The sequence below is a fragment of the Pseudomonas sp. RIT-562 genome (genome assembly GCF_026241895.1).
Taxonomy (GTDB): domain Bacteria; phylum Pseudomonadota; class Gammaproteobacteria; order Pseudomonadales; family Pseudomonadaceae; genus Aquipseudomonas; species Aquipseudomonas mandelii_F.
In genome coordinates, this window is sequence record NZ_JAPJIV010000001.1 from 362,559 (window position 1) to 387,229 (window position 24,671).

The 24,671-nt window shown below is 60.1% G+C and carries 26 protein-coding genes and 1 other RNA gene; 12 read left to right on the forward strand and 15 right to left on the reverse strand.

Annotated elements, in window-relative coordinates:
* Window positions 1-142: 142 nt before the first annotated feature.
* The 7 genes from ORL50_RS01635 to ORL50_RS01665 form a co-directional block, all read right to left on the reverse strand.
* Window positions 143-1,759: an ABC transporter permease gene (locus ORL50_RS01635; RefSeq protein ID WP_266009470.1), complete on the reverse strand. Its 1,617-nt coding sequence runs from the start codon at window positions 1,757-1,759 to the stop codon at window positions 143-145.
* A gap of 141 nt (window positions 1,760-1,900) precedes the next feature.
* On the reverse strand, window positions 1,901-2,905 hold the full coding sequence (locus ORL50_RS01640) for an extracellular solute-binding protein (RefSeq protein ID WP_266009471.1): 1,005 nt from the start codon (window positions 2,903-2,905) through the stop codon (window positions 1,901-1,903).
* 247 nt (window positions 2,906-3,152) lie between these two features.
* Window positions 3,153-4,370 carry a 2-octaprenyl-3-methyl-6-methoxy-1,4-benzoquinol hydroxylase gene (locus ORL50_RS01645; protein WP_266009693.1) on the reverse strand — a complete coding sequence of 406 codons (1,218 nt, stop codon included), beginning with the start codon at window positions 4,368-4,370 and terminating at the stop codon, window positions 3,153-3,155.
* A gap of 8 nt (window positions 4,371-4,378) precedes the next feature.
* Window positions 4,379-4,864, reverse strand: coding sequence for a DUF4442 domain-containing protein (locus tag ORL50_RS01650; RefSeq protein ID WP_266009472.1), 486 nt, complete (start codon window positions 4,862-4,864; stop codon window positions 4,379-4,381).
* A complete protein-coding gene (ubiH, locus tag ORL50_RS01655) occupies window positions 4,857-6,044 on the reverse strand; it encodes a 2-octaprenyl-6-methoxyphenyl hydroxylase (RefSeq protein ID WP_266009473.1) in 1,188 nt (395 codons plus the stop codon). The genes ORL50_RS01650 and ubiH overlap by 8 nt, the downstream gene beginning before the upstream one ends.
* Window positions 6,041-7,375, reverse strand: coding sequence for a Xaa-Pro aminopeptidase (pepP, locus tag ORL50_RS01660; RefSeq protein ID WP_266009474.1), 1,335 nt, complete (start codon window positions 7,373-7,375; stop codon window positions 6,041-6,043). Before pepP ends, ubiH begins: the two co-directional genes overlap by 4 nt.
* 27 nt (window positions 7,376-7,402) lie before the next feature.
* Window positions 7,403-7,963, reverse strand: coding sequence for a YecA/YgfB family protein (locus tag ORL50_RS01665; RefSeq protein ID WP_266009476.1), 561 nt, complete (start codon window positions 7,961-7,963; stop codon window positions 7,403-7,405).
* Window positions 7,964-8,118: 155 nt separating this feature from the next.
* On the opposite strand from ORL50_RS01665, the gene ORL50_RS01670 reads away from it, so the two are divergent.
* The 4 genes from ORL50_RS01670 (at window position 8,119) to ORL50_RS01685 (ending at window position 9,544) form a co-directional block, all read left to right on the forward strand.
* Complete coding sequence (locus ORL50_RS01670) at window positions 8,119-8,328, forward strand: TIGR02449 family protein (RefSeq protein WP_003177365.1); 210 nt, start codon at window positions 8,119-8,121, stop codon at window positions 8,326-8,328.
* Window positions 8,325-8,642: a cell division protein ZapA gene (locus ORL50_RS01675; RefSeq protein ID WP_007942435.1), complete on the forward strand. Its 318-nt coding sequence runs from the start codon at window positions 8,325-8,327 to the stop codon at window positions 8,640-8,642. Before ORL50_RS01670 ends, ORL50_RS01675 begins: the two co-directional genes overlap by 4 nt.
* Before the next feature lie 30 nt (window positions 8,643-8,672).
* A non-coding RNA gene (gene ssrS / locus ORL50_RS01680) (6S RNA) lies at window positions 8,673-8,851 on the forward strand.
* A gap of 87 nt (window positions 8,852-8,938) precedes the next feature.
* Window positions 8,939-9,544 (forward strand): 5-formyltetrahydrofolate cyclo-ligase, encoded by a 606-nt coding sequence (locus tag ORL50_RS01685; RefSeq protein WP_266009481.1) that lies wholly within the window; start codon window positions 8,939-8,941, stop codon window positions 9,542-9,544.
* Window positions 9,545-9,583: 39 nt separating this feature from the next.
* On the opposite strand, the gene ORL50_RS01690 is transcribed toward ORL50_RS01685, so the two are convergent.
* On the reverse strand, window positions 9,584-9,736 hold the full coding sequence (locus tag ORL50_RS01690) for a hypothetical protein (protein ID WP_266009482.1): 153 nt from the start codon (window positions 9,734-9,736) through the stop codon (window positions 9,584-9,586).
* A gap of 195 nt (window positions 9,737-9,931) precedes the next feature.
* Between ORL50_RS01690 and ORL50_RS01695 the strand changes: the two genes are divergently transcribed.
* Entirely contained in the window at window positions 9,932-10,381 is a 450-nt protein-coding gene (locus tag ORL50_RS01695; protein ID WP_266009483.1) for an EVE domain-containing protein, read from the forward strand.
* Between the two features lie 110 nt (window positions 10,382-10,491).
* Here the strand turns inward: ORL50_RS01695 and ORL50_RS01700 are convergent, their stop codons facing one another.
* Window positions 10,492-10,899, reverse strand: a complete 408-nt coding sequence (locus tag ORL50_RS01700; protein ID WP_266009484.1) for a flagellar basal body-associated protein FliL — start codon at window positions 10,897-10,899, stop codon at window positions 10,492-10,494.
* Window positions 10,900-11,049: 150 nt separating this feature from the next.
* Here ORL50_RS01700 and ORL50_RS01705 point away from each other — a divergent pair, with 150 nt between their 5' ends.
* On the forward strand, window positions 11,050-12,027 hold the full coding sequence (locus tag ORL50_RS01705; protein ID WP_266009485.1) for an NADPH:quinone oxidoreductase family protein: 978 nt from the start codon (window positions 11,050-11,052) through the stop codon (window positions 12,025-12,027).
* Between the two features lie 45 nt (window positions 12,028-12,072).
* Here the strand turns inward: ORL50_RS01705 and ORL50_RS01710 are convergent, their stop codons facing one another.
* Window positions 12,073-12,684 carry an energy transducer TonB gene (locus ORL50_RS01710; RefSeq protein WP_266009486.1) on the reverse strand — a complete coding sequence of 204 codons (612 nt, stop codon included), beginning with the start codon at window positions 12,682-12,684 and terminating at the stop codon, window positions 12,073-12,075.
* 321 nt (window positions 12,685-13,005) lie between these two features.
* On the opposite strand from ORL50_RS01710, the gene glpT reads away from it, so the two are divergent.
* Window positions 13,006-14,355: a glycerol-3-phosphate transporter gene (glpT, locus tag ORL50_RS01715; protein ID WP_266009487.1), complete on the forward strand. Its 1,350-nt coding sequence runs from the start codon at window positions 13,006-13,008 to the stop codon at window positions 14,353-14,355.
* Here glpT and ORL50_RS01720 read toward each other — a convergent pair.
* The 5 genes from ORL50_RS01720 to trxA form a co-directional block, all read right to left on the reverse strand.
* Complete coding sequence (locus tag ORL50_RS01720) at window positions 14,331-14,999, reverse strand: gamma-glutamylcyclotransferase (protein ID WP_266009488.1); 669 nt, start codon at window positions 14,997-14,999, stop codon at window positions 14,331-14,333. The genes glpT and ORL50_RS01720 overlap by 25 nt on opposite strands.
* Window positions 15,000-15,340: 341 nt before the next feature.
* Complete coding sequence (locus ORL50_RS01725; RefSeq protein ID WP_266009489.1) at window positions 15,341-16,309, reverse strand: CDP-6-deoxy-delta-3,4-glucoseen reductase; 969 nt, start codon at window positions 16,307-16,309, stop codon at window positions 15,341-15,343.
* Window positions 16,309-17,775 carry a 4-hydroxy-3-polyprenylbenzoate decarboxylase gene (gene ubiD, locus ORL50_RS01730; protein WP_266009490.1) on the reverse strand — a complete coding sequence of 489 codons (1,467 nt, stop codon included), beginning with the start codon at window positions 17,773-17,775 and terminating at the stop codon, window positions 16,309-16,311. Before ubiD ends, ORL50_RS01725 begins: the two co-directional genes overlap by 1 nt.
* Before the next feature lie 139 nt (window positions 17,776-17,914).
* The gene (rho, locus tag ORL50_RS01735; RefSeq protein ID WP_007942421.1) at window positions 17,915-19,174 is read right to left on the reverse strand and encodes a transcription termination factor Rho; all 1,260 of its coding nucleotides are present in this window, start codon (window positions 19,172-19,174) and stop codon (window positions 17,915-17,917) included.
* 248 nt (window positions 19,175-19,422) lie between these two features.
* Window positions 19,423-19,752: a thioredoxin TrxA gene (trxA, locus tag ORL50_RS01740; protein WP_003206727.1), complete on the reverse strand. Its 330-nt coding sequence runs from the start codon at window positions 19,750-19,752 to the stop codon at window positions 19,423-19,425.
* Window positions 19,753-20,048: 296 nt separating this feature from the next.
* On the opposite strand from trxA, the gene ORL50_RS01745 reads away from it, so the two are divergent.
* The 5 genes from ORL50_RS01745 to ppx all read left to right on the forward strand — a co-directional run bounded on the left by ORL50_RS01745 (window position 20,049) and on the right by ppx (window position 24,614).
* On the forward strand, window positions 20,049-20,834 hold the full coding sequence (locus tag ORL50_RS01745; protein ID WP_266009491.1) for a transporter substrate-binding domain-containing protein: 786 nt from the start codon (window positions 20,049-20,051) through the stop codon (window positions 20,832-20,834).
* Window positions 20,835-20,855: 21 nt separating this feature from the next.
* Window positions 20,856-21,524, forward strand: a complete 669-nt coding sequence (locus tag ORL50_RS01750) for an amino acid ABC transporter permease (protein WP_266009492.1) — start codon at window positions 20,856-20,858, stop codon at window positions 21,522-21,524.
* Entirely contained in the window at window positions 21,521-22,171 is a 651-nt protein-coding gene (locus ORL50_RS01755; RefSeq protein ID WP_266009494.1) for an amino acid ABC transporter permease, read from the forward strand. The genes ORL50_RS01750 and ORL50_RS01755 overlap by 4 nt, the downstream gene beginning before the upstream one ends.
* Window positions 22,158-22,895 carry an amino acid ABC transporter ATP-binding protein gene (locus ORL50_RS01760; protein ID WP_266009495.1) on the forward strand — a complete coding sequence of 246 codons (738 nt, stop codon included), beginning with the start codon at window positions 22,158-22,160 and terminating at the stop codon, window positions 22,893-22,895. The genes ORL50_RS01755 and ORL50_RS01760 overlap by 14 nt, the downstream gene beginning before the upstream one ends.
* A 216-nt stretch (window positions 22,896-23,111) precedes the next feature.
* Complete coding sequence (ppx, locus tag ORL50_RS01765; RefSeq protein WP_266009496.1) at window positions 23,112-24,614, forward strand: exopolyphosphatase; 1,503 nt, start codon at window positions 23,112-23,114, stop codon at window positions 24,612-24,614.
* Window positions 24,615-24,671: the final 57 nt, after the last annotated feature.

Here is a 24,671-nt window from a genome sequence, read left to right on the forward strand (position 1 = left end):
GGGCGTGGCGAAGGTGCGGGCAAGTTCTGCACGGACTGAAAGCCCTGAATTAGAGGGCTTTCAATCGATTTCAGCGATCTTATCTGTAGGACATGCCGCACCGAATGCCGCGCATTGTAGCTGCAAGGTGTAGGACTGGCACCTAGGCGTTTCGATGCGCCGAGCGCCTGATCAATCCGATGACCGGTAATAGCCCCACTAGAACCAGGGTCAGCGCCGGCAAGGATGCCCTCGCCCACTCTCCTTCGCTGGTCATTTCAAAGATCCGCACGGCCAGCGTGTCCCAGCCAAACGGGCGCATCAGCAGGGTCGCGGGCATTTCCTTGAGCACGTCGACGAACACCAGCAAGGCAGCGCTCAATGTCCCCGGAAGCAATAACGGCAGATACACCTTGAAAAACAGTCGTGGCCCACTGACGCCGAGGCTACGTGCCGCTTCGGGCAAAGATGGCCGTATACGCGCCAGGCTGCTCTCCAGCGGGCCGTAGGCCACTGCGATGAAGCGCACCAGATAGGCCAGCAGCAATGCGCACAGGCTGCCCAGCAGCAACGGCTTGCCTGCCCCGCCCAGCCAGGCGGACAGCGGAATCACCAGCTCGCGATCCAGGTAACTGAACGCCAGCATGATCGAGACCGCCAGCACTGACCCGGGCAAGGCGTAACCCAGATTGGCCAGGCTTACGCCGGAATGAATGGCCCGGGTCGGCGCCAGGCGGCGCGCGAAGGCCAACACCAGCGCCACGCTGACGGTGATCAGCGCAGCCATCGCGCCTAGATAAAGGGTATGCACGATCAGCCCGGCGTAGCGCTCGTCGAGGTCAAAGCGCCCACGCTGCCAGAACCACACCACCAGTTGCAGCATCGGAATCACAAAGGCACAGGCGAACACCAGCCCGCACCAGCTCATGGCTGCCACAGCCTTGAACCCGCGCAGGTGATACAGCGCCTTGACCCGCGGCCGTTCATTGCTCGCCCGGTTGGCGCCACGGGCTCGCCGCTCGCCGTACAGCACCAGCATTACCACCAGCAGTAACAGGCTCGCCAACTGAGCCGCAGTGGACAGGCTGAAGAATCCATACCAGGTCTTGTAGATGGCGGTGGTGAACGTATCGAAGTTGAACACCGATACGGCACCGAAGTCCGCCAGGGTCTCCATCAAGGCCAAGGCCACGCCCGCGCCAATTGCCGGGCGAGCCATCGGCAGCGCCACTCGCCAGAACGCCTGCCACGGAGACTGCCCAAGGACCCGCGCGGCCTCCATCAAACCTTTGCCCTGGGCCAGGAACGCGGTGCGCGCCAGCAGATAAACGTAGGGATAAAACACCAGCACCAGCACCAGGATGACGCCGCCGGTGGAGCGCACTCGCGGCAGCCGCAAGCCTGTGCCGAACCACTCACGCATCAGCGTTTGTACGGGACCGGCAAAATCCAGCAACCCGACAAAGACAAAGGCCAGCACGTACGCAGGGATCGCGAACGGCAGCATCAGCGCCCAATCCAGCCAACGACGGCCTGGAAACTCACAGAGGCTGGTGAGCCACGCCAGGCTGACACCCAACAGTGTCACCCCGAGCCCGACGCCGAGCACCAGAGTCAGCGTATTGCCCAGCAGTCGTGGCATCTGGGTGTCCCAGAGGTGCGACCAGATCTGTTGATCGATGGTTTGCCACGACAACAGCAAGACGCTGAGAGGCAGCAGGACCAGCGCGGCGATGGCGAAGACCAGGGGATACCAGCGGCGTTGGGCGGGGTGGGCCAAGGAAGCGCTCTCGCGGGAAAATCGTGCAGTGTAGGGAAAACGCAAAAAGATCGCAGCCTCCGGCAGTTCCTACAGTGGGATTATGTACACCCTGCAGGAGCTGCCGGAGGCTGCGATCTTTTGATCCTTAAAGAACCAGACTCAATTCCAGCCAGCCCGATCCATCATCCGGATTGCTTCCGCCTGCCGCTTCCCAGCAATCTCCACCGGCAAGGTATCGGCAACAAACTTGCCCCAGCTCGCCACTTCAGCGGACGGCGGAACAGCCGGGTTGGCGGGGAATTCCTGATTCACGTCAGCGAAGATCTTTTGCGCTTCAGGCGTCGTCATCCATTCCACCAACGCCTTGGCAGCTTCCGGGTGCGGCGCATGCTTGGTCAGGCCGATACCCGACAGGTTGACGTGAACGCCGCGATCCGCCTGGTTAGGCCAGAACAGCTTTACCGCCAGGTCGGGCTTCTGCTTGTGCAGGCGGCCGTAGTAGTAGGTGTTGACGATGCCCACATCGCACTGGCCGGCATTGATCGCTTCGAGAACGGCGATGTCATCGGAGAAGACATCGGTGGACAGGTTGTTCACCCAGCCCTTGAGAATCTGCTCGGTTTTGTCGGCACCATGCACTTCGATCATGGTGGCTGTCAGTGACTGGTTGTAGACCTTTTTCGCAGTGCGAAGACACAGGCGCCCTTCCCAGTTCTTGTCGGCCAGCCCTTCGTAGGTCGTCAGCTCGCCGGGCTTCACTCGCTCGGTCGAATAGGCAATGGTCCGCGCGCGCAGGCTCAGGCCGGTCCAGGCGTGGGCCGAGGAGCGGTATTGCAGCGGAATGTTGGCGTCGATCACTTTGGAGATGAACGGCTGCAGGATGCCCATCTGCTCGGCTTGCCAGAGGTTGCCCGCATCGACGGTGAGCAGCAGGTCAGCCGTGGCATTCTCGCCCTCGGCCTTGATGCGCTGCATCAGCGGCGCTTCCTTGTCGGTGATGAATTTGACCTGGACCCCGGTTTTCGCGGTATAGGCATCGAATACCGGCTTGATCAGCTCGTCGATACGCGAGGAGTAAACCACCACCTCATCGGCGGCCTGCGCGACGGTGCTGCCGATCAGGGTCAGGGCGAGTGCGGTCAGTAGACGCTTCGGTGCCAACATGGGAGCGGTCTCTCGATTGAAAATTTGAGGCCAAATGATAAGGACTCACATTTGCCTTCTCAATCGATGAGTGGCTGGAGGAGTTACCAGATGTTGCGTGCGTGGGATTTTTGGTGGATGGGCGGGCCTCTTCGCGAGCAAGCCCGCTCCCACATGGATCTCCAGCGCGAACAAATAACGCGTTAACACCACATACCCTGTGGGAGCGGGCTTGCTCGCGAAGAGGCAATCAGCCCCAACGAAAATGTCAGGCTTTGGCCAGCGCCGGCAAATCCCCAGTCAACCCCAGCGCCTCGCGCACGAACAGCGCCTTTGCCTCGGGCATCTGATCCACCAGCTTCAACCCGGCATTGCGCAACCAGCGCACCGGCAGCGGGTCGGCCTGGAACAGTCGCTCAAAACCTTCCATCGCCGCCATCAGCGCCAGGTTGTGCGGCATGCGCCGTCGCTCGTAGCGGCTCAGCACTTTCGGGTCCGCCAGGCGCTCGCCGCGTTCCAGGGCTTGCAGCAGTACCTCGGCCAGCACCGCCGCGTCGAGGAACCCCAGGTTCACGCCCTGCCCGGCCAGCGGGTGAATGGTATGGGCTGCATCGCCGATCAAGGCCAGGCCTTCTGCGACATAACGCTTGGCATGACGCTGACGCAACGGCACGCACACTCGCGGATCAGCGCCAAGTACCGTGCCCAGGCGACCTTCGAATGCTCGCTCCAGTTCGCGACAGAAATCCTCTTCGTCCAGCGCCATCAGACGTTCGGCTTCGCTCGGCGTGGTCGACCAGACGATCGAGCACCAATCCTGCTCACCGTCCCGCTCCAACGGCAGGAAGGCCAACGGGCCGTGATCAGTGAAACGTTGCCAGGCGGTCATCTGATGTGAATTCGAGCTGCGCACGCTGGTGACGATCGCGTGATGCAGGTAATCCCATTCGCGAGTCGCCACGCCGGTCAGACGTCGCACCGCCGAATTGGCGCCATCGGCAGCGATCACCAGTGGCGCGCGCAACGTACGACCGTCGGCCAGGGTCAGAAGCCAGTCTTCCCCGGAACGCCGCATCTGCTCCAGGCGCGCGTTGGCCAGCAGCCCGAGGTCACAGTCGTGCAAGCGATCGAGCAAGGCATCCTGGACCACACGGTTTTCGACGATGTGCCCAAGCACTTCGGCATGCACACTGGCCGCCGAGAAATGAATCTGCCCGGTGCCACTGCCGTCCCACACGTGCATGTCGGTGTACGGACTGGTGCGCCGGCTGGCAATGCCATCCCACACGCCCAGGCGTTCGAGGATTCGCTGGCTGGCAGCCGACAAGGCGCTCACTCGCGGCTCGAACGGCGCCTGGTGGTCGAAGGGTTTGACGCTCATGGGGCTGCCGTCCAGCAGCAGCACTTCCAGCCCGCTGTCCTGTAACGCCAGCGCCAGGGCACTGCCGACCATTCCGGCGCCGACAATCAGCAGATCTGCGCGCATTTCCATGCTTATGCCTGTCTCGCTTGCGGCTTGAGCCGCACGTAAAGGGTTTTGCCGACACGCGCCACCAACTGGCCAGCGCCGTCATGAATATCGACCTGCAACTGCGGCAGGTACTTTTTGCCATCGGCCGTCTGCCGGCGGATCTCGTCGAGCAAGGTATCGTCAATAGTGAAGCGGGCGAATACCGGGCCTTTGCCGGGCGCGATGAAATCGATATCAGCGGCCTTGTCCCAGACGATGTACCGGTGACCGAGGTTCTCCATCAGCATCAACATGAAGAATGGGTCCACCATCGAATACAGGCTGCCACCAAATTGGGTACCGACATAATTGCGGTTGTACCAGCCCAGCCCCATGCGCACCCGCACGTCACGGAAGTCGTCGCTGATGTGCTGCACTCGAACTCCAGCACCGAGATACGGCGGGTAGAGGGTCATCGCCCAGCGCATCAGCCGTGCCTTGCCAAATTTTTTGCTCAGCCAGTTAAGCATCGGGTCGGGTACCCAGGCCCATGGCCTGCCGGGCGAACCAGCGCTTGGCCGGCGGCAGCAGGTCCAGGCCCAGCAGGCCAAGGTTGCGCCCCAGGGAAACCAGCGGCTGGGTGCTGCCGAAGAGCCGAGTGACCTGATCCGAGAAACCGACCGTCAGGTTCTGATCCAGGCGCTGACGCTCGCGGTATGCCTGCAGGGTAGCGAAATCGCCGGGGCCGGCAGCGCTCGCCAGCAGCGCATCGGCCAGCGCCTGGGCATCGCGCAACGACAGATTGAAACCCTGACCGGCAATCGGGTGCAGGCTATGGGCCGCATTACCGAGGATCGCCAGGTGCGGACGGACCTGTTCCTCGGCTTCGATCAGCGTCAAAGGATAGAGATGCCTGGCTCCCACTTGCTTCAGCGTGCCGAGGCGATAACCGAAGACACCCTGCAGCTCACTGAGGAACGCGCGGTCGTCCAGTGCCGCCAGGCGCTGCGCATCCATGCCCAGACGAGTCCAGACCAGTGCACAGCGGTTGTCCGGCAATGGCAGCAAGGCCATCGGGCCGTCGTCGGTAAACCGTTCGAAGGCCACTCCGTTATGGGCCTCACTCGGGGTGATGTTGGCAATCAGCGCACTCTGGTTGTACGGGCGCTTGCGGATGCCGACGCCCAATTGCTCGCGCAGCCCGGAGCGACCGCCATCAGCCAGCACGGCGAGGTCGCATTCCAGGGTGGTTTCATCGTTGAGCGTCAGGCGATAGCCATCGGTGAGCGGCTCCATGCGGGTCACTTCCGCCGGGCAACGCCAAGTGATCACGTCCTTGTCCAGCGCTTGCCACAGGCACTGCCCGAGCCAGGCATTTTCCACCACGTAACCCAGCGCCGGCACGCCCTCCTCCATCGCCGACAGGCGCGCGGTAGAGAAGCGGCCCCGGTCAGAGACGTGAATCTGCTTGATCGGCTCGGCGCGGCGGGTAATTTCCTGCCACACGCCCAGCCGTTGATAGATCTGTCGGGCGCCGTAGGACAGTGCCGAAGACCGCGCATCGTAGCTTGGCTGGTAGGTATCGCCAGGCGCGAAGGGCTCGATCAGCACAATCTTCCAGCCACGGGCCTTGGCCCCGGCCTGCAACGCCAAGGCGAGACTGGCGCCAACCAGGCCACCGCCGATAATTGCCAGGTTTGCTCGACTCATGCCGCGTGTGCCCGTGCAGCGGCCATCAAGGCCTCGATCTCGGCCACCGTTTTCGGCACGCCTTTGGTCAGGATTTCACAACCGGTCTTGGTCACTACCACGTCGTCCTCGATGCGCACGCCAATGCCGCGCCATTTTTTCGCAACTTTCTGATTGTCCGCAGCAATGTAGATGCCAGGCTCCACGGTCAGTGCCATGCCGACTTCCAGCACCCGCCACTCACCGCCTACTTTGTACTCGCCGACATCATGCACATCCATGCCCAGCCAGTGCCCGGCACGATGCATGTAGAAGGCCTTGTAGGCTTCGCTGGCAATCAGCTCATCGACGTCGCCCTGCAGCAGCCCCAGCTCCACCAGGCCAGAAGTAATCACCCGGACCGTCGCTTCGTGAGCCTGGTTCCAGTGTTTGTTCGGGGCGATTTCGGCAAATGCGGCTTCCTGGGAGGCCAGCACCAACTCGTAAATTGCCTTCTGTTCGGCAGAATACTTGCCGTTTACCGGCCAGGTGCGGGTGATGTCGCTGGCGTAGCAGTCAATTTCGCAACCGGCGTCGATCAGCACCAAATCGCCGTCCTTGAGCAGCGCGTCGTTCTGCTGGTAATGCAGGATGCAGGTGTTGCACCCGGCGGCGACGATCGAGCCGTAAGCCGGCATCTTCGCTCCACCTTTGCGGAATTCGTAGTCCAGCTCGGCTTCCAGGCTGAACTCGTACAACCCGGGGCGACTGGCCTGCATTGCACGGATATGCGCCTGGGCGGAAATCCGCGCAGCCTCGCGCATTACTTTCACTTCTGCAGCCGATTTATACAGGCGCATGTCGTGCAGCAGATGATCCAGGGCAACGTATTCGTTCGGCGGCTGGGCGCCCAGATGGGCCTTGGAGCGGATCACGTTGATCCAGTCCATCAGGTGCCGATCGAATTCCGGGTTGCTGCCCATGGCCGAATACACCCGATCGCGCCCTTCAATCAGGCCCGGCAGGATGTCGTCGATGTCGGTGATGGGAAACGCATCATCGGCACCGTACTCGCGAAGCGCTCCTTCCTGGCCGGCGCGCAGGCCGTCCCACAGCTCGCGCTCGGCATTGCGCTCGCGGCAGAAGAGGATGTATTCGCCATGCAGACGCCCCGGCATCAGCACCAGCACGGCCTGGGGTTCGGGAAAACCGCTGAGGTACTGGAAGTCGCTGTCCTGGCGGTAGACATGCTCGACGTCACGGTTGCGGATGGCCACCGCTGCCGCGGGCAAGATGGCAATACTGTTGGGCTCCATCTGCGCCATCAGGGCCTTGCGGCGACGGCTGTATTCCGATTTCGGGATATGAATCATGGGCAGATGGCTTTCCCTGGCAAACGATTAATGCAGTGACGGCTTGGCGGCGGCCGGCGCATCCGGCTTTTTGGTTTCGGAGAACAGCAGCAGTGGTGCTACGCGCAGGTACTCCATCACTTCCATATAGTCGCTTTCGCCGTCGTCGGACTCTTCCAGGGCATCTTGCACTTGGGAAATGGCCGCCAGATCCTGTAACACTTCAGTGGCTTCGGCGCTCAGCATGCTGCTGTCACGGCAGTTCAAGCCAAAACCGCTGAGGAAACCCTGGCACCATTGGCCCAGTGCGGCGGCGCGGTCCGCCAGAGGCTCGTCGTCGGTTGGCAGCAGCAGAACGACGGTGACGTCGTCGCCGGTGAGCTCGCCCTTGACCATTTCCTGCAAGCCGATCAAAGCATTGCGGACGTTGTCTTGAGGCTCGCTTTCCAGCAATTCGGCGGCATCGATCAGCCACTCGTCGGCATTGAAGCCGGCACCGGCGCAACTGCGACCGAGCAACAGCCCGTGCAGTTCGGCGGGCGAGACATTATGACCGCTGGAAGTCAGCAGGGTGGCAAAGGCTTGGTACGGGGAATTCTGAATGGGCATGGGCAGCTAGGCGCCAGACGGCGCTATGTCTAGAATGAAGGCCTTGTATCCTACATCGACTCCTCTGTAGGAGCGAGCTTGCTCGCGATGACGTCCATCGCCAGCAGGCTCGCTCCTACAGTAATAAACACCATCAGACATTTTCAGTGGACCCAATGGAAGACACCGACCTGCAAGCGCTGATGGCGAGACTCGAGTTGTTAATTGACCGGGTCGAGCAACTAAAGAGCCAAAACGGACTCCTATTAGCTCAGGAAAAGACCTGGCGCGAGGAACGCGCGCACCTCATTGAAAAAAATGAAATCGCCCGGCGTAAGGTCGAATCGATGATTTCGCGCCTCAAGGCCCTGGAGCAAGACTCATGAGTTCAAGCAATAGCGTTACCGTGCAGATCCTCGATAAAGAATATTCGATCATTTGCCCCCAGGAAGAGCGCAGCAACCTGGTGAGCGCCGCTCGCTACCTGGACGGCAAGATGCGCGAGATCCGCAGCAGCGGCAAAGTCATCGGCGCCGATCGTATTGCCGTAATGGCCGCGCTGAACATTACGCACGACCTGCTGCATAAGGAAGAACGCCCGGATGTGCAGGCCAGCGGCTCGACCCGCGAGCAGGTTCGCGACCTGCTGGATCGCGTCGATCTGGTGCTCGCTACCGATCCGGACGTCACCAAGGGCTGATTCATGCGACCGCTTGGGGTATACTCGCATCACTCCCTGGGGTGCTTGCCAGTTGACCACGTCCCTGAGCCGATTCGCACTACCCTGGAGGTTGCACGTTGGGCTGGTGTGCATGTCCGCTAGACGGAAAGCCTTAAAGCCTACTGCATCTTCCACCTTGAACTTTCGGGTTCAAGGGCTAAGTCAGCAGCGGTTCATCCGGGGAGCCTGATTCCAGTCCGATGCCGGTTTCATTACCGGCATCGGCTTTTTTACGGGTACGCTTTAGTCACCCGTACTGCCGAAAGCACAAATCCATGACCGAACCTGCGCTGCTGCCCCGCCCGCAACTTCGACGCATGCTGCGCAAGGCCCGCCGTGCACTGACCCCGAGTCAACAGCGTCAGGCCGCTCGCGGGCTGTACACCCAATTGGCCCAGCACCCGCTGTTTCGCCGCGCCAAACATATCTCTTTGTACCTGCCCACTGACGGTGAAATCGATCCGCGCTTGCTGCTGCGTGCGGCCCAGCGTCGAGGCAAGGTGACTTATCTGCCAGTGCTCAGTGCCTGGCCGCGCACGCGGATGGTGTTCCAGCAAATTCGCCCCGGCGAAAAGCTCAAGCCCAACCGTTTTCGCATCCTGGAGCCGCGACCCAACCTCGCGTTGCAACGCAAAGTCTGGACGCTGGATCTGGTCCTGCTGCCATTGGTAGGGTTTGACGACGTCGGTGGACGCCTGGGCATGGGTGCCGGGTTTTATGATAGGAGCCTGGCCTACCTGGCGCGCCGCAAAAACTGGCGCAAGCCGACGTTGCTGGGGCTGGCCCATGAATGTCAGAAAGTCGAGCGACTGGCTCAAGCGAGCTGGGATGTACCGTTGCAGGGAACGGTGACGGACAAGGCTTGGTATTTCGCAGGGTAGACGCCACCGGATTCAGCGGCGTCGAAGTGCACAGCTGGTTTAGCGCTTGAAGGCTGACGGCTGTTGCTGCTGGGTCAGCTCGATGGGAGCGTCAGTCTTGTTGCTCCACAGACTTTGGGCATAACCGGTGGTCACGACGCCGAGGCCGAACAAAATAACCAATATCCATAGTAAATCCGGTTTGCGTTTCATCGATTGCCCCCCAAAGGCACATGAACACGATGACAGCAGCGGTTTCCGTTGTAGGCCGTGCAGCAGCGTCAAGCTAAGAAGGCCGGCATTTTGCGACAACGCGACCCTACACGCAAACGCTGGCGTCAACCGACTGTCGGTTTGTCATACAATTGCCCGACAACTTGCCCACTCACTTCGCAAGGAGCAAAAACCATGGCCTATTGGCTGATGAAATCCGAGCCCGACGAGCTTTCCATCAAGGACCTGGCAAAGCTTGGCAAAGCGCGCTGGGACGGGGTTCGCAACTATCAGGCGCGCAACTTTCTGCGGACCATGGCGGTGGGCGACGAGTTTTTCTTCTATCACTCCAGCTGCCCCGAACCGGGGATTGCCGGGATAGGCAAGATCGTTGAGGCGGCGTATCCGGACCCTACGGCGCTGGAGCCGGAAAGCCATTATTACGATCCGAAGGCAACGCCTGAAAAGAATGCCTGGAGTGCAATTGATGTCGAGCATGTCGAGACGTTTGCCCGGGTGTTGAAACTCGATTATCTGAAGCAGCAGACGGCGTTGGCAGAGATGCCGCTGGTGCAGAAGGGTTCGAGGTTGTCGGTGATGCCGGTTACACCGGAGCAGTGGGCGGCGGTGCTTGCACTTTTGTAAGAGCGCGATCTTGAGTGCGCTATCGCGAGCAGGCTCACTCCTACATCTGATCTGCATACCCTGTAGGAGTGAGCCTGCTCGCGATGAGGCCAGCCCAGACAACAATTACCCTATTGGATGATCAGGTTGTTGAACAACAGATCCTCAACCACCGGCTTGCCCGTCTCGTCATTCATGATCTGCTGGGTTTGCTTCAAGGCTTCCTGGCGCAACTTCTCCTTGGCTTCCACATTGTTCATCGCCTCGGTGGTCTGCTGCGCAAACAAAGCTACCAGCTGATTGCGAATCAACGGTTCATTGGCCTTTACCAGCTTGGTCGCCTCGTCCCCGGTCACACGCAAGGCCACATCCGCCTTGTAGACCTTGAGTTTTGGGGTGCCGTCCAACCCGTAGTTGCCCACGAAAGGCGGGGTCAGGGTGATGTAGTTGACCTTCGGCGCTGCTTCTTCCTTGGCTTCTTCGGCCATCGCTGCCACGGGCAGAACCAGGGCCAGCATCAATACGGTCCACGCTTTCACAATTCGCTCCTTATCCGGTTTGCGGCCTAGCATAACGACCCACTGCGCCAGCACAAGCTTATGGCTGACTATCAGGGCGAGGCATGCTCGTTGACCCGTTGACTCACACACCTACACTTATCGGCCATCACTCCCAAAGGAATAGCCCTGATGAAAGCCGTGCTGTGCAAAGCCTTCGGCCCTGCCGAATCGCTGGTGCTGGAAGAAGTCGCCAGTCCTGTCGCGAAGAAGAATGAAATCCTGCTGGACGTGCACGCCGCCGGGGTCAATTTCCCCGACACGCTGATCATCGAGGGCAAATACCAGTTCAAGCCACCCTTCCCGTTTTCCCCAGGTGGAGAGGCGGCGGGCGTGGTGAGTGCGGTGGGCGAAAAAGTCAGCCACCTGAAAGTCGGTGATCGCGTCATGGCGCTGACCGGTTGGGGCAGTTTCGCCGAACAAGTGGCGGTGCCAGGCTATAACGTGTTGCCGATCCCGCCGTCGATGGACTTCAACACCGCCGCTGCCTTCAGCATGACTTACGGCACTTCGATGCATGCACTCAAACAACGGGGCAACCTGCAGCCAGGTGAAACCTTGCTGGTGCTGGGCGCCTCCGGCGGAGTCGGCCTGGCTGCGGTAGAAATCGGCAAAGCCATGGGCGCCCGGGTGATCGCCGCCGCCAGCAGCGCGGAAAAACTCGCCGTGGCCAAGGCCGCAGGCGCTGATGAACTGATCAACTACAGCGAAACCAGCCTCAAGGATGAAATCAAACGCCTCACCGATGGCCAGGGTGCCGACGTGATCTACGACCCGGTCGGCGGTGACTTGTTCGACCAGGCCATCCGCGCCATCGCCTGGAACGGCCGGCTGCTGGTAGTCGGTTTTGCCAGTGGGCGCATTCCGGAGCTGCCGGTGAACCTGGCGCTGCTCAAGGGCGCAGCGGTGGTCGGGGTGTTCTGGGGCTCTTTTGCCCAACGCCAACCGCAGGATAATGCGGCGAACTTCCAGCAGCTGTTTGGCTGGTTTGCCGAAGGCAAGTTGAAGCCGCTGGTGTCCCAGGTGTACCCGCTGAGCGATGCGGCGCAGGCGATCAACGACCTTGGACAGCGCAAGGCGGTCGGCAAGGTGGTCGTGCAGGTTCGCTAAAGCTGTGCAGATCTGGCCGGGATGGAATCCGTCCAGATCGCCTCCTCATAGCAGATTGCGAATCTCAGTCGGCAGGAGGTCCATGTACTTGTTCACCGGACTGGACCGACATTGCCGAACGATGATCGGCACCTTCCTGTTCAGCTTGGCGATCCACTCCAGGCGCTGCTCATCCGGCAACTGGGTGGTATGAAAGACGTTCGACAAATATGACCTGGTGTAATGAAACGGCGTGGAATCGATCCACGCGTATTCCGGTGTGTAGCGCAATTCTTCGTTCACGTCCCGGCATTTGAGCTTCCGGAGCCATTGGTTAGTGTGAATCGGCGAATCCAGATCCAGACGAAACACTAATGGCGCTATGACGCCCTGCTCGGCAGGTAAATCCCCCCCGGCCACCCACGGTTTGAACCGCCACTTTGCTATGGCCACCGTGGCAGCCTCGGCCATGTCCGGGTGGTCCGATTCGAGAACCTCGACCCTTTCGACCGAGCCGTTTGCACTCACCACGAATGAGATACGCACGTTACCGGTGATTCCGGCACGTTGGAGGTGCCGGGGATACGCCGGTTTCGGATTATCCTCGGGTATCAAGATCACCCCCGCACGCGCATCAAGCGAAACCACCAACAACAGCAAAAATGAAATCCACCGCATAACCCCTCCTCCATGACTCAATTCGCAAACTGCTTCCTGCATAGGTTACGGACCCAAAGCCGGTAAAAGAACGTGATGACTTCCGGTACTAACGAAGGACGCTTCCCATAAAACACCCATAAAACGGGCGCCCGAGTGCCTGAATGAGGCCACGGTACTTTTTCCTACAACGTCCTTCACTTACGTCTGAGCGACATGTTCGTAAAAGAACATGCAATCTGGAAAATTTCCGCTGTTTGGTCAATGAGAAGCGGTGCTATTTTCGGTAACGAAACTGTAACATTCGCATCCGCAGTCAAAACAAGAATCTGGAGCTCTTGAATGTTTGCTTTCTTTCGTCCTGCCGCACATCAGGCTCCATTGCCTGACGACAAAATAGACAGTACCTACCGACGTCATCGCTGGCAGATCTTCGCCGGGATTTTCATCGGTTATGCCGGTTACTACCTGCTGCGCAAAAACTTCTCCCTGGCCATGCCTTATCTGATCGAAGAGGGCTATACCCGCGGTGAGCTGGGCCTGGCGCTGTCTGCCATTGCCATTGCCTACGGTTTGTCGAAGTTCCTCATGGGCATCGTTTCCGATCGCTCGAACCCACGTTTCTTCCTGCCGTTCGGCCTGCTGGTTTCCGCCGGGGTGATGTTCATCTTCGGTTTCGCGCCATGGGCTACCTCGAGCGTGACCATCATGTTCATCCTGCTGTTCATCAACGGCTGGGCCCAGGGCATGGGTTGGCCGCCAAGCGGCCGGACGATGGTGCACTGGTGGTCGCAAAAGGAACGCGGTGGCGTGGTGTCGCTGTGGAACGTCGCGCACAACGTCGGCGGTGGCTTGATCGGCCCGCTGTTCCTGCTGGGCATGGGCCTGTTCAATGACTGGCATGCCGCATTCTATGTGCCGGCAGCCGTAGCCCTGGCTGTCGCGGTGTTTGCCTTCGCCACCATGCGTGATACCCCGCAATCGGTTGGCCTGCCGCCCATCGAGAAGTACAAGAACGATTACCCGGAAGGCTACGACGCCAGTCACGAAGAGGAATTCAGCGCCAAGGAAATCTTCGTCAAATACGTGCTGCGCAACAAAATGCTCTGGTACATCGCCTTGGCCAACGTCTTCGTCTACCTGCTGCGCTACGGCGTACTGGACTGGGCACCGACCTACCTCAAGGAAGCCAAGGGCTTCACCGTGGATAAAACGTCGTGGGCGTACTTCTTCTACGAGTGGGCGGGTATCCCGGGCACGCTGTTGTGCGGCTGGATGTCGGACAAGATCTTCCGCGGCAACCGTGGCCTGACCGGCATGGTGTTCATGGCCCTGGTGACTGTGGCGACGCTGGTGTACTGGCTGAACCCGGCTGGCAACCCAACCGTCGATATGATCGCGCTGGTGTCGATCGGCTTCCTGATCTATGGCCCGGTTATGCTGATCGGCTTGCAGGCACTGGAGCTGGCCCCGAAGAAGGCTGCTGGTACGGCAGCGGGCTTCACTGGCCTGTTTGGTTACCTGGGTGGGTCGGTCGCGGCCAGTGCGGCGATGGGCTACACCGTTGACCACTTCGGCTGGGATGGCGGCTTCGTGTTATTAATCGGCGCGTGCTTGCTGGCGATGGCCTTCCTGGCGCCGACGTTATGGCACAAGCAAGTCGCCAGTCAGACCCGCGAAGCGGTCGCCTGATCAACGGATGATTTGCAGCGCTTGAGCCGCGCCTCCAGATTCCGGTCTGGCATGGCGTGGCTACGCAGGGCGTGGGCGGTCTGCTCGACATAATCGCGAGTGGTGCCGTAGCGCCCGCAAGCACTTTCGAACACCTGGCTCAGCACATGGTCCGGCAAGTTGCCGGCGTAGCTGGGCAAGTGTCGCTCCAACACGAACCCCAACGCCTGAACCTGACTGCCGTCTTCGAGACGGCAGTTGAGCCAGTGTGGGCGATAGGACGGAAATGGCATTTCGCGCTGCCACAGCGCATACAGCGAAGCGTCGAGCTGTTCTTCAGGCAGGCGATAGGCGAACCCGCTGCAGGAGCCGCCGCGATCCAGGCCGAACACCAGCCCAGGCACTTCAGGCGTGCCGCGATGTTCGTGAGACCAGAGGTACAGACCACGATGATAGCCATGCACCCGACCGCGCACTCGCTCTACAGCCGGGCACTCAGGCCGCCAGATCAGTGAACCGTAAGCGAACAGCCAGACCGGGCCACCCTTGTGGCGCGCCATGGTGGACTGCATCGAGCTGAGCAATTGTTCGTGAGTGAGCTGCGGCCCCAGATCGAGCCGCGGAGGGTAAGCCAGATTCAAAAAAGCAGATTCTATGGCGCTCATGGCGATTAGCGTTCAGCTCCCCGCGGGTAAAGAATTACTTAATAGAACGCACCGCTGTAACAATAAGGCACATATGTTTTAAGGCAATTTAAGTGCCATGGCACAAATAGTTAATAATTGCCCAAGTGAGTTATAACCTACCGGTATTTGTATTTTTTTATAAATACCGATCGGCTATATAGGAAGGTATAAGGATAAAACCGTAGGAGCTGCCGCAGGCTGCGATCTTTTGATTTTTCAAGACAAAGTCAAAAGATCGCAGCCTGCGGCAGCTCCTACAAAGGCGAGGTCAAAATCGAGGATCAAGATCGAGGACCAAGATCGCGGATCAAGATCGCGGATCAAGATCGCGGCGCATACGCAAATACATCCGCGCGCATCTGGTGGGCATCCATCCCGGCTTCCACCAGAGCGTCCAGCGTGCCGTAGACCATCGCTGGCGAGCCACTGGCGTACACATGCAGCGCCTTCAGATCGCGGAAGTCCTCGCAGACCGCTTCATGCAGCATGCCGCAGCGCCCTTCCCAGCCGCACTGATCGCTGACGACCTTATGCAGGAACAGATTGGGCAGCTTCAACCATTCGTCCCAGTGCTCGATTTCATAGAAATCTTCAGGCCGACGTACGCCCCAATACAGGTGGACCGGATGCTTGAAGCCAGCGGCGCGACAGTGCTCGATCAGGCTATGGATCTGCCCCATGCCCGTTCCGGCAGCGATCAGCACCAGCGGACCATCCGGCAATTGCGCAAGGTGGGTGTCGCCGAACGGCATTTCGATGCGCACCATCGCATTGCGTTGCAGCTGATCAATCAGGCTTAGCGCACTGCTTTCGCGCGCCAGCACGTGGATTTGCAGGTCGCGTCCGGCATGAGGTGCCGAGGCCAGGGAAAACGCTGACTTCTCACCGTTCTCCCGCTCGATCATCAGGTACTGCCCGGCGTGATAGCGCGGTGGCTTGCCGGCAGGCGCGCGCAGACTGACGCGCCAGGTGTCGCCACCCACGTCCCGGCACTCGATGACCTGACACGCCATGCTGCGCACCGGCAATTCTCCCAGGGAGAGCACGCCATCCCACAACACGACGCAGTCTTCCAGCGGCTCTGCAATGCAAGTGTAGAACTCGCCGTGATCACGCACATCGCCGCCCTGCTCGACGCGGCCTTCCACCAGCAGCGCGGCGCACACATGACAGTTGCCGTTGCGACAGCTTTGCGGGCAGTCGTAGCCCAGGCGCCGCGCCCCATCGAGAATCCGCTCGCCGGGCAGAATCTGTAGCACCGCTCCGGAAGGCTGCAAGGTTACACGCATCAATCTATTCCTAACTGATTCCAGATGGCATCGACCCGTTTAGTCACGGCTTCGTCCTTGACGATGACCCGGCCCCACTCGCGAGTGGTTTCACCCGGCCATTTATGCGTGGCATCGAGCCCCATCTTCGAACCCAGGCCGGAAATCGGCGAAGCGAAGTCGAGGTAGTCGATCGGCGTGTTATCGATCATCACCGTGTCGCGCTTGGGATCCATGCGCGTGGTAATGGCCCAGATCACGTCATTCCAGTCCCGCGCATTGATGTCGTCGTCAGTGACAATAACGAACTTGGTATACATGAACTGTCGCAAAAACGACCAGACACCGAGCATTACCCGCTTGGCATGACCAGGATAGGACTTCTTCATGGTCACGATGGCCATGCGGTACGAGCAGCCTTCGGGCGGCAGATAGAAGTCGGTGATCTCCGGGAACTGCTTTTGCAGGATCGGCACGAACACTTCGTTCAGGGCCACTCCGAGAATCGCCGGCTCATCCGGCGGACGGCCGGTGTAGGTGCTGTGGTAGATCGGCTTGATTCGATGAGTGATGCGCTCGACCGTGAACACCGGGAAGCTGTCGACTTCGTTGTAATACCCGGTGTGGTCGCCGTACGGGCCTTCGTCAGCCATCTCACCCGGATGGATCACGCCTTCAAGGATGATCTCGGCGGTGGCCGGCACCTGCAGATCGTTGCCACGGCATTTGACCAGCTCGGTTCGGTTACCTCGCAGCAGGCCGGCGAAGGCATATTCGGACAAGCTGTCCGGCACCGGCGTGACCGCGCCCAGGATGGTCGCAGGGTCGGCGCCCAATGCCACGGACACCGGGAACGGCTGGCCGGGATGCTTCTCGCACCACTCGCGGTAGTCCAGCGCGCCGCCACGGTGGCTCAGCCAGCGCATGATGACCTTGTTGCGGCCGATCACTTGCTGGCGGTAGATGCCGAGGTTCTGGCGATCCTTGTTTGGACCTTTGGTGACAGTGAGGCCCCAGGTAATCAGCGGGCCGACGTCGCCGGGCCAGCAGGTCTGCACTGGCAGCATCGCGAGGTCGACGTCGTCGCCTTCGATGACCACTTCCTGGCAGACCGCGTCTTTGACCACTTTCGGTGCCATGGCGATGATCTTGCGGAAGATCGGCAGCTTGGACCAGGCATCTTTCAGGCCTTTGGGCGGCTCGGGCTCCTTGAGGAAGGCCAGCAGCTTGCCGATCTCGCGCAACTCGCTGACGGCTTCTGCCCCCATGCCCAGCGCCACGCGCTCTGGTGTGCCGAACAGGTTGCCGAGCACCGGAATGTCATAACCCGTCGGGTTTTCGAAGAGCAGCGCGGGGCCCTTGGCGCGCAAGGTGCGATCGCACACCTCGGTCATTTCCAGCACAGGGGACACCGGAACCTGGATGCGCTTGAGCTCGCCGCGCTGTTCCAGACCGCTGATAAAGTCGCGCAAGTCGCGATACTGCATGCGTGAGCCTCGTTTTGGCCGTGGCGTTCGGGGGTGGCAGTTTAGCGCCGAACCCCGCTGTTCAGAACCACGAACTGCCATTGATCAAAAATCGGATAGCAAAAAGCCGGGTTTCCCCGGCTTTTGCTGAACTATCGACTTACTTGCGTTTCATCGACAGGAAGAACTCATCGTTGGTCTTGGTCGTTTTCAGCTTGTCGACCAGGAACTCGATGGCAGCGATCTCGTCCATCGGGTGCAGCAGCTTGCGCAGGATCCACATGCGCTGCAACTCGTCATCGGCGGTCAGCAACTCTTCGCGGCGGGTGCCGGAACGGTTGATGTTGATGGCCGGGAACACGCGTTTTTCCGCGATACGACGATCCAGCGGCAGTTCCATGTTGCCCGTGCCTTTGAATTCCTCGTAGATCACTTCATCCATCTTCGAGCCGGTTTCAACCAGCGCGGTGGCGATGATGGTCAGCGAGCCGCCTTCCTCGATGTTCCGCGCGGCGCCGAAGAAACGTTTCGGTTTCTCCAGGGCGTGGGCATCGACACCACCGGTGAGTACTTTGCCGGAGCTCGGGATCACGGTGTTGTAGGCGCGAGCCAGACGGGTGATGGAGTCGAGCAGGATCACCACGTCCTTCTTGTGTTCGACCAGGCGCTTGGCCTTCTCGATCACCATTTCGGCAACCTGCACGTGGCGGGTTGGCGGCTCATCGAACGTCGAGGCAACCACTTCGCCGCGCACGGTGCGCTGCATTTCGGTTACTTCTTCCGGACGCTCGTCGATCAGCAATACGATCAGATGAACTTCAGGATTGTTACGAGCGATGTTGGCTGCGATGTTCTGCAGCATGATGGTCTTACCGGCTTTCGGCGGTGCGACGATCAAACCACGCTGGCCTTTGCCGATCGGGGCGCACAGGTCGATGACCCGACCGGTGAGGTCTTCGGTGGAACCGTTGCCGGCTTCCATCTTCATGCGCACAGTCGGGAACAGCGGGGTCAAGTTCTCGAAGAGAATCTTGTTTTTCGCGTTCTCGGGACGATCGTAGTTGATCGTGTCGACCTTGAGCAGCGCGAAATAACGCTCGCCTTCCTTCGGAGGGCGGATCTTGCCAACGATGGTGTCACCGGTGCGCAAGTTGAAACGACGAATCTGGCTCGGCGAGACGTAGATATCGTCTGGGCCGGCAAGATAGGAAGCGTCAGCGGAGCGGAGGAAGCCGAAGCCGTCCTGGAGAATCTCCAGCACGCCATCACCGGAGATTTCCTCGCCGCTTTTAGCGTGCTTTTTGAGCAGGGAGAAAATCACGTCCTGCTTGCGCGAACGGGCCATATTTTCTATGCCCATCTGTTCGGCCAATTCGAGCAGTTCGGTAATCGGCTTTTGCTTGAGTTCAGTCAGATTCATATAGGAATGACGTAATCATTTATGGAGGGGGGGAAATTAAGCTTTTGGCTTAATGAGGCCGCGCCGCAGAGAAGGCGACAGGATCGCGTACTTATTCGAAAAGGAGTGCGTCGGCGACGGCTAGCAGGGGGCAAAGGAGAAACCAGTGCGGGGCCGAATGTAACACCTGAGTTTCGGAGCGTCTAGCCCTCCATAACGAAAAAGCCCCGCAGATAGCGGGGCCTTTTTCGGACACTTTATTACGACGCTTAGATGTTGGCGTCGAGGAAAGCAGCCAATTGCGACTTCGACAGTGCGCCGACCTTGGTCGCTTCAACGTTGCCGTTCTTGAACAGCATCAGGGTCGGGATACCACGCACGCCATGCTTGGCCGGGGTTTCCTGGTTTTCATCGATGTTCAGCTTGGCAACAGTCAGCTTGCCTTTGTAGGTTTCTGCAATCTCGTCCAGGACCGGAGCGATCATTTTGCAAGGGCCGCACCATTCAGCCCAGTAGTCGACCAGCACAGCGCCTTCGGCCTTCAGTACATCGGCCTCGAAGCTAGCGTCGCTAACGTGTTTGATAAGATCGCTGCTCATGGAAGTCTCCAGGTTGTAAGCAAAAAAACGTGGCCCATCATAGCCGCCCTTCCCCCGTTCAGGAAGCTGCAGATGATTGAGTCTCGCTATGGTGCTGCATGAGTTTGGGTATAGCTCAATTCGAGCATCGGGGGAATGATTGCTCGCTGCGCGCACCATTTAGGTGCGCTGGCGCGCCCAGGCAAAATTCAGCAAGCACCCGCAAATCCGCGGGCCGCAGCCGATAAAAGCGGGGTTGGCACAGGCCGTGCTCTATCGAATCGCAGAAAAAATTTCAGCCGATTCGGAGTCTTGCCATGACCAAGCGCTACAGCGCCTTCCTCGCCGCCCTGTTTGCCAGCCTGATGCTGACCCAGGCGCCCGCCCACGCTGACGGCCTGGAGGATGTAGTCAAGCGCGGCGTCCTCAAGGTGGCCGTGCCCCAGGATTTCCCGCCCTTCGGCTCGGTAGGGCCGGACATGAAACCCCGGGGCCTGGATATCGATACCGCAAAACTGTTGGCCGACCAGCTCAAGGTCAAGCTTGAGCTGACCCCAGTCAACAGCACCAACCGCATCCCGTTCCTCACCACCGGCAAGGTCGACCTGGTGATTTCCAGCCTGGGCAAAAATCCCGAGCGCGAGAAAGTCATCGACTTTTCCAGCGCCTATGCGCCCTTCTACCTGGCAGTGTTCGGCCCGCCGGACGCCGACATCAAGGATCTGGACGCCCTCAAGGGCAAGACTGTCAGCGTCACCCGCGGCGCCATCGAAGACATCGAGTTGACCAAGGTGGCTCCCGAGGGCGTGACGATCAAGCGCTTCGAGGACAACAATTCGACCATCGCCGCGTACCTCGCCGGCCAGGTCGACCTGATTGCCAGCGGCAACGTGGTGATGGTGGCGATCAGCGAAAAAAACCCCAAGCGTGTACCTGCATTGAAAGTGAAGCTCAAGGATTCGCCGGTCTACGTCGGAGTGAACAAGAATGAGCCGGCCTTGCTGGGCAAGGTCAACCAGATCCTGGCGACCGCGAAGACCGACGGCGCGCTGGAGAAAAACGCCCAGACCTGGCTGAAAGAGCCGCTGCCGGCCGATCTCTGATCGTCGTTCGGGAGTTTTGACATGGCTTATCAGTTTGACTTTCTACCGGTGGTGCACAACACCGATCTGTTGTTGCGCGGGGCACTGTTCACGCTTGAGTTGACGGCCATTGGCGCCGTGCTCGGCGTCGGCCTTGGCATTGTCGGGGCGCTGGTGCGGGCGTGGAACATCCGGCCGTTCGCGGCGATTTTCGGGGTCTACGTCGAGTTGATCCGCAACACGCCATTCCTGGTGCAGCTGTTTTTCATCTTCTTCGGCTTGCCATCCCTGGGCCTGCAGATTTCAGAGTGGCAGGCTGCGGTGCTGGCCATGGTGATCAACCTCGGCGCGTATTCCACCGAGATCATCCGCGCCGGCATCCAGGCCATTCCACGAGGGCAACTGGAAGCTGCTGCGGCGCTGGCAATGAGCCGATTCGAAGCGTTCCGCCATGTGATCCTGCTGCCCGCGCTGGGCAAAGTCTGGCCGGCCCTGAGCAGCCAGATCATCATCGTCATGCTCGGCTCGGCGGTCTGCTCGCAGATCGCCACTGAGGAGCTGAGCTTTGCCGCCAACTTTATTCAGTCGCGCAACTTCCGCGCCTTCGAAACCTATGCCCTGACCACGCTGATCTACCTGTGCATGGCGCTGATGATCCGCCAATTGCTGAACTGGATCGGCCGGCGCTTTATTTCCAGGAGCAGCCAATGAGCGATTTCACCCTCTGGGACATCGTGCGCAACCTGCTCACAGGCCTGCAATGGACGTTGGCGCTGTCACTGGTGGCGTTCATTGGCGGCGGGGTGATTGGCCTGTTGGTCATGGTCATGCGCATCTCGAAGAAACCCCTGCCGCGCAATATCGCGCGCACCTACATCGAACTGTTCCAGGGCACGCCGCTTCTGATGCAGCTGTTCCTAGTGTTTTTTGGCGTGGCGCTGGCCGGGGTGGAAATTTCCGCCTGGATGGCTGCGGCCGTCGCCCTGACGCTGTTTACCAGCGCCTACCTGGCAGAGATCTGGCGCGGCTGCGTCGATTCGATCCCCAACGGCCAATGGGAAGCCTCGTCGAGCCTGGCGCTCAACCCGCTGGAGCAGCTGCGCTACGTGATCCTGCCGCAGGCGCTACGCATCGCCGTCGCGCCGACCGTGGGCTTCTCGGTGCAAGTGGTCAAAGGCACCGCAGTGACCTCGATCATCGGCTTTACCGAGCTGACCAAGACCGGCGGCATGCTCGCCAATGCGACCTTCGAGCCCTTCATGGTCTACGGCCTGGTCGCCCTCGGTTACTTCCTGCTCTGCTACCCCCTGTCACTCAGCGCGCGCTATCTGGAAAGGAGACTGCATGCCTCTGCTTAGAATTTCCGCCCTGCATAAATACTACGGCGACCACCACGTGCTCAAAGGCATCGACCTGAGCGTCGAGGAAGGCCAGGTGGTGGCAATCATCGGTCGTAGTGGCTCGGGCAAATCCACCTTGCTGCGCACGCTCAATGGCCTGGAGTCGATCAACGATGGCGTGATTGAAGTTGACGGCGAATACCTCGACGCGGCCCGCGCTGACCTGCGCACCCTGCGGCAGAAAGTCGGGATGGTGTTTCAACAGTTCAACCTGTTCCCGCACCTGACTGTGGGCGAGAACGTGATGCTCGCCCCGCAGGTGGTGCAGAAAGTGCCCAAGGCCCGAGCGGCCGAGCTGGCGCGCGAGATGCTGGAGCGAGTCGGGTTGGGCGAGAAGTTTGATGCCTTCCCCGATAGGCTCTCCGGAGGACAGCAGCAGCGCGTGGCGATCGCCCGGGCCCTGGCGATGTCGCCCAAGGTATTGTTGTGTGACGAGATCACTTCAGCGCTGGACCCGGAATTGGTCAATGAGGTGCTGAGTGTGGTTCGGCGGCTGGCCAAAGAGGGTATGACGCTGATCATGGTGACCCACGAAATGCGCTTTGCCCGGGAGGTGGGGGATAAGTTGGTGTTCATGCATAAAGGCAAGGTGCATGAGGTGGGGCATCCAAAGGAATTATTTGCCAACCCGCAAACGGCGGAGCTGGCGAATTTCATTGGAACGGTGGAGGCGACAGCCTGAAGGACCGCTATCGCGAGCAGGCTCACTCCTACATTGGTGTTGTGTTGGTCTCAAGACTAGGGCAACACCAAACCCTGTAGGAGCGAGCCTGCTCGCGATTGGCTGCGCAGCAGCCACCGGCTTAGCTGCTCAGGATCAAGGGTTTGAACACTGCGCGTTGGCGTCAGCCTTTGATCGTGGCACGATGTCGAGGTTATCGACCGAGACCCCCAGACCATGCCGCAATCCCAAGCCAAGAATCTGTCCCTGATCGCCGCAATCGACCTGGGCTCCAACAGCTTTCACATGGTCGTGGCCAAGGCCCAGAACGGCGAAATTCGTATTCTCGAACGTCTCGGGGAAAAGGTTCAGCTCGCCGCAGGCATCGACGAAGAGCGCCAGCTCAACGAAGAATCCATGCAGCGCGGGCTCGACTGCCTGAAACGCTTTGCCCAACTGATCAACGGTATGCCTCCGGGCGCCGTGCGGATCGTGGGCACCAACGCCCTGCGCGAAGCGCGCAACCGCAATGAATTCATCCGTCGCGCCGAGGAAATCCTCGGTCATCCGGTGGAAGTCATCTCCGGCCGGGAGGAAGCGCGCCTGATCTACCTGGGCGTGTCCCACACCCTCGCCGACACCCCGGGCAAGCGCCTGGTGGCCGACATTGGCGGCGGCAGCACCGAGTTCATCATCGGTCAGCGCTTTGAACCACTGCTGCGCGAAAGCCTGCAGATGGGCTGCGTCAGCTTCACCCAGCGCTACTTCAAGGATGGCAAGGTCACGCCGGCCCGTTACGCCCAGGCCTACACGGCGGCGCGGCTGGAGATCATGAGCATTGAACATGCCCTGCACCGTCTGACCTGGGATGAAGCGATCGGCTCCTCGGGCACCATTCGCGCCATCGGCCTGGCGTTGAAAGCCGGCGGGCACGGCACTGGCGAAGTCAACGCCGAAGGCCTGGCCTGGCTCAAGCGCAAGCTGTTCAAGCTGGGCGACGCCGACAAGATCGATTTCGAAGGCATCAAGCCTGACCGCCGCGCCATCTTCCCGGCCGGCCTGGCGATTCTCGAAGCCATCTTCGACGCCCTCGAGTTGCAGCGCATGGATCACTGTGAAGGCGCCCTGCGTGAAGGCGTGCTGTACGACCTGTTGGGCCGTCATCACCACGAAGACGTCCGTGAGCGCACCCTCAGCTCGCTGATGGAGCGTTACCACGTCGACCTGGAACAAGCGGCGCGGGTAGAGCGCAAGGCGCTCCACGCGTTTGATCAGGTGGCCGAAGACTGGGACCTGGATGACGGCGTGTGGCGTGAATTGCTGGGCTGGGCGGCCAAGGTCCATGAAGTGGGCCTGGACATCGCCCACTACCATTACCATAAGCACGGCGCCTACCTGATCGAGCACTCCGACCTCGCCGGCTTCTCCCGCGAAGATCAGCAAATGCTCGCCCTGCTGGTGCGCGGCCACAGGCGCAACATTCCCAAGGACAAGTTTGCCGAGTTCGGCAACGATGGCAGCAAGCTGATCCGCCTGTGCGTGCTGCTGCGCTTTGCGATCCTGTTCCATCACATCCGCGGCACCCAGGAAATGCCCCAGGTGGTTCTGCGAGCCAACGGCGATAGCCTGGATGTGCTGTTCCCGGCCAACTGGCTGGATGAGAACCAGCTGACCCAGGCAGATTTCGCGCTTGAGGCGGAGTGGCTGACGCGAGTTGGGTTTACGCTTAACGTCCGCTGAAAGTGAAAAAGGCCTTCTTCGGAAGGCCATTTTTGTGCCCGCGATTCAGCGGGCAAC

What these genes read in the sequence shown, in the direction of transcription:
- ORL50_RS01695 (WP_266009483.1), top strand. Translation starts at nt 9,932, where the DNA reads ATGGCCTATTGGCTGATGAAATCCGAGCCCGACGAGCTTTCCATCAAG.
- ORL50_RS01690 (WP_266009482.1), bottom strand. Translation starts at nt 9,736, where the DNA reads ATGAAACGCAAACCGGATTTACTATGGATATTGGTTATTTTGTTCGGC.
- trxA (WP_003206727.1), bottom strand. Translation starts at nt 19,752, where the DNA reads ATGAGCAGCGATCTTATCAAACACGTTAGCGACGCTAGCTTCGAGGCC.
- ORL50_RS01645 (WP_266009693.1), bottom strand. Translation starts at nt 4,370, where the DNA reads ATGCGCGCAGATCTGCTGATTGTCGGCGCCGGAATGGTCGGCAGTGCC.
- ubiH (WP_266009473.1), bottom strand. Translation starts at nt 6,044, where the DNA reads ATGAGTCGAGCAAACCTGGCAATTATCGGCGGTGGCCTGGTTGGCGCC.
- ORL50_RS01705 (WP_266009485.1), top strand. Translation starts at nt 11,050, where the DNA reads ATGAAAGCCGTGCTGTGCAAAGCCTTCGGCCCTGCCGAATCGCTGGTG.
- rho (WP_007942421.1), bottom strand. Translation starts at nt 19,174, where the DNA reads ATGAATCTGACTGAACTCAAGCAAAAGCCGATTACCGAACTGCTCGAA.
- pepP (WP_266009474.1), bottom strand. Translation starts at nt 7,375, where the DNA reads ATGATTCATATCCCGAAATCGGAATACAGCCGTCGCCGCAAGGCCCTG.
- ORL50_RS01670 (WP_003177365.1), top strand. Translation starts at nt 8,119, where the DNA reads ATGGAAGACACCGACCTGCAAGCGCTGATGGCGAGACTCGAGTTGTTA.
- ORL50_RS01720 (WP_266009488.1), bottom strand. Translation starts at nt 14,999, where the DNA reads ATGAGCGCCATAGAATCTGCTTTTTTGAATCTGGCTTACCCTCCGCGG.
- ORL50_RS01710 (WP_266009486.1), bottom strand. Translation starts at nt 12,684, where the DNA reads ATGCGGTGGATTTCATTTTTGCTGTTGTTGGTGGTTTCGCTTGATGCG.
- ORL50_RS01640 (WP_266009471.1), bottom strand. Translation starts at nt 2,905, where the DNA reads ATGTTGGCACCGAAGCGTCTACTGACCGCACTCGCCCTGACCCTGATC.
- glpT (WP_266009487.1), top strand. Translation starts at nt 13,006, where the DNA reads ATGTTTGCTTTCTTTCGTCCTGCCGCACATCAGGCTCCATTGCCTGAC.
- ppx (WP_266009496.1), top strand. Translation starts at nt 23,112, where the DNA reads ATGCCGCAATCCCAAGCCAAGAATCTGTCCCTGATCGCCGCAATCGAC.
- ORL50_RS01725 (WP_266009489.1), bottom strand. Translation starts at nt 16,309, where the DNA reads ATGCGTGTAACCTTGCAGCCTTCCGGAGCGGTGCTACAGATTCTGCCC.
- ORL50_RS01750 (WP_266009492.1), top strand. Translation starts at nt 20,856, where the DNA reads ATGGCTTATCAGTTTGACTTTCTACCGGTGGTGCACAACACCGATCTG.
- ORL50_RS01760 (WP_266009495.1), top strand. Translation starts at nt 22,158, where the DNA reads ATGCCTCTGCTTAGAATTTCCGCCCTGCATAAATACTACGGCGACCAC.
- ORL50_RS01675 (WP_007942435.1), top strand. Translation starts at nt 8,325, where the DNA reads ATGAGTTCAAGCAATAGCGTTACCGTGCAGATCCTCGATAAAGAATAT.
- ORL50_RS01755 (WP_266009494.1), top strand. Translation starts at nt 21,521, where the DNA reads ATGAGCGATTTCACCCTCTGGGACATCGTGCGCAACCTGCTCACAGGC.
- ORL50_RS01685 (WP_266009481.1), top strand. Translation starts at nt 8,939, where the DNA reads ATGACCGAACCTGCGCTGCTGCCCCGCCCGCAACTTCGACGCATGCTG.
- ORL50_RS01650 (WP_266009472.1), bottom strand. Translation starts at nt 4,864, where the DNA reads ATGCTTAACTGGCTGAGCAAAAAATTTGGCAAGGCACGGCTGATGCGC.
- ORL50_RS01745 (WP_266009491.1), top strand. Translation starts at nt 20,049, where the DNA reads ATGACCAAGCGCTACAGCGCCTTCCTCGCCGCCCTGTTTGCCAGCCTG.
- ORL50_RS01665 (WP_266009476.1), bottom strand. Translation starts at nt 7,963, where the DNA reads ATGCCCATTCAGAATTCCCCGTACCAAGCCTTTGCCACCCTGCTGACT.
- ubiD (WP_266009490.1), bottom strand. Translation starts at nt 17,775, where the DNA reads ATGCAGTATCGCGACTTGCGCGACTTTATCAGCGGTCTGGAACAGCGC.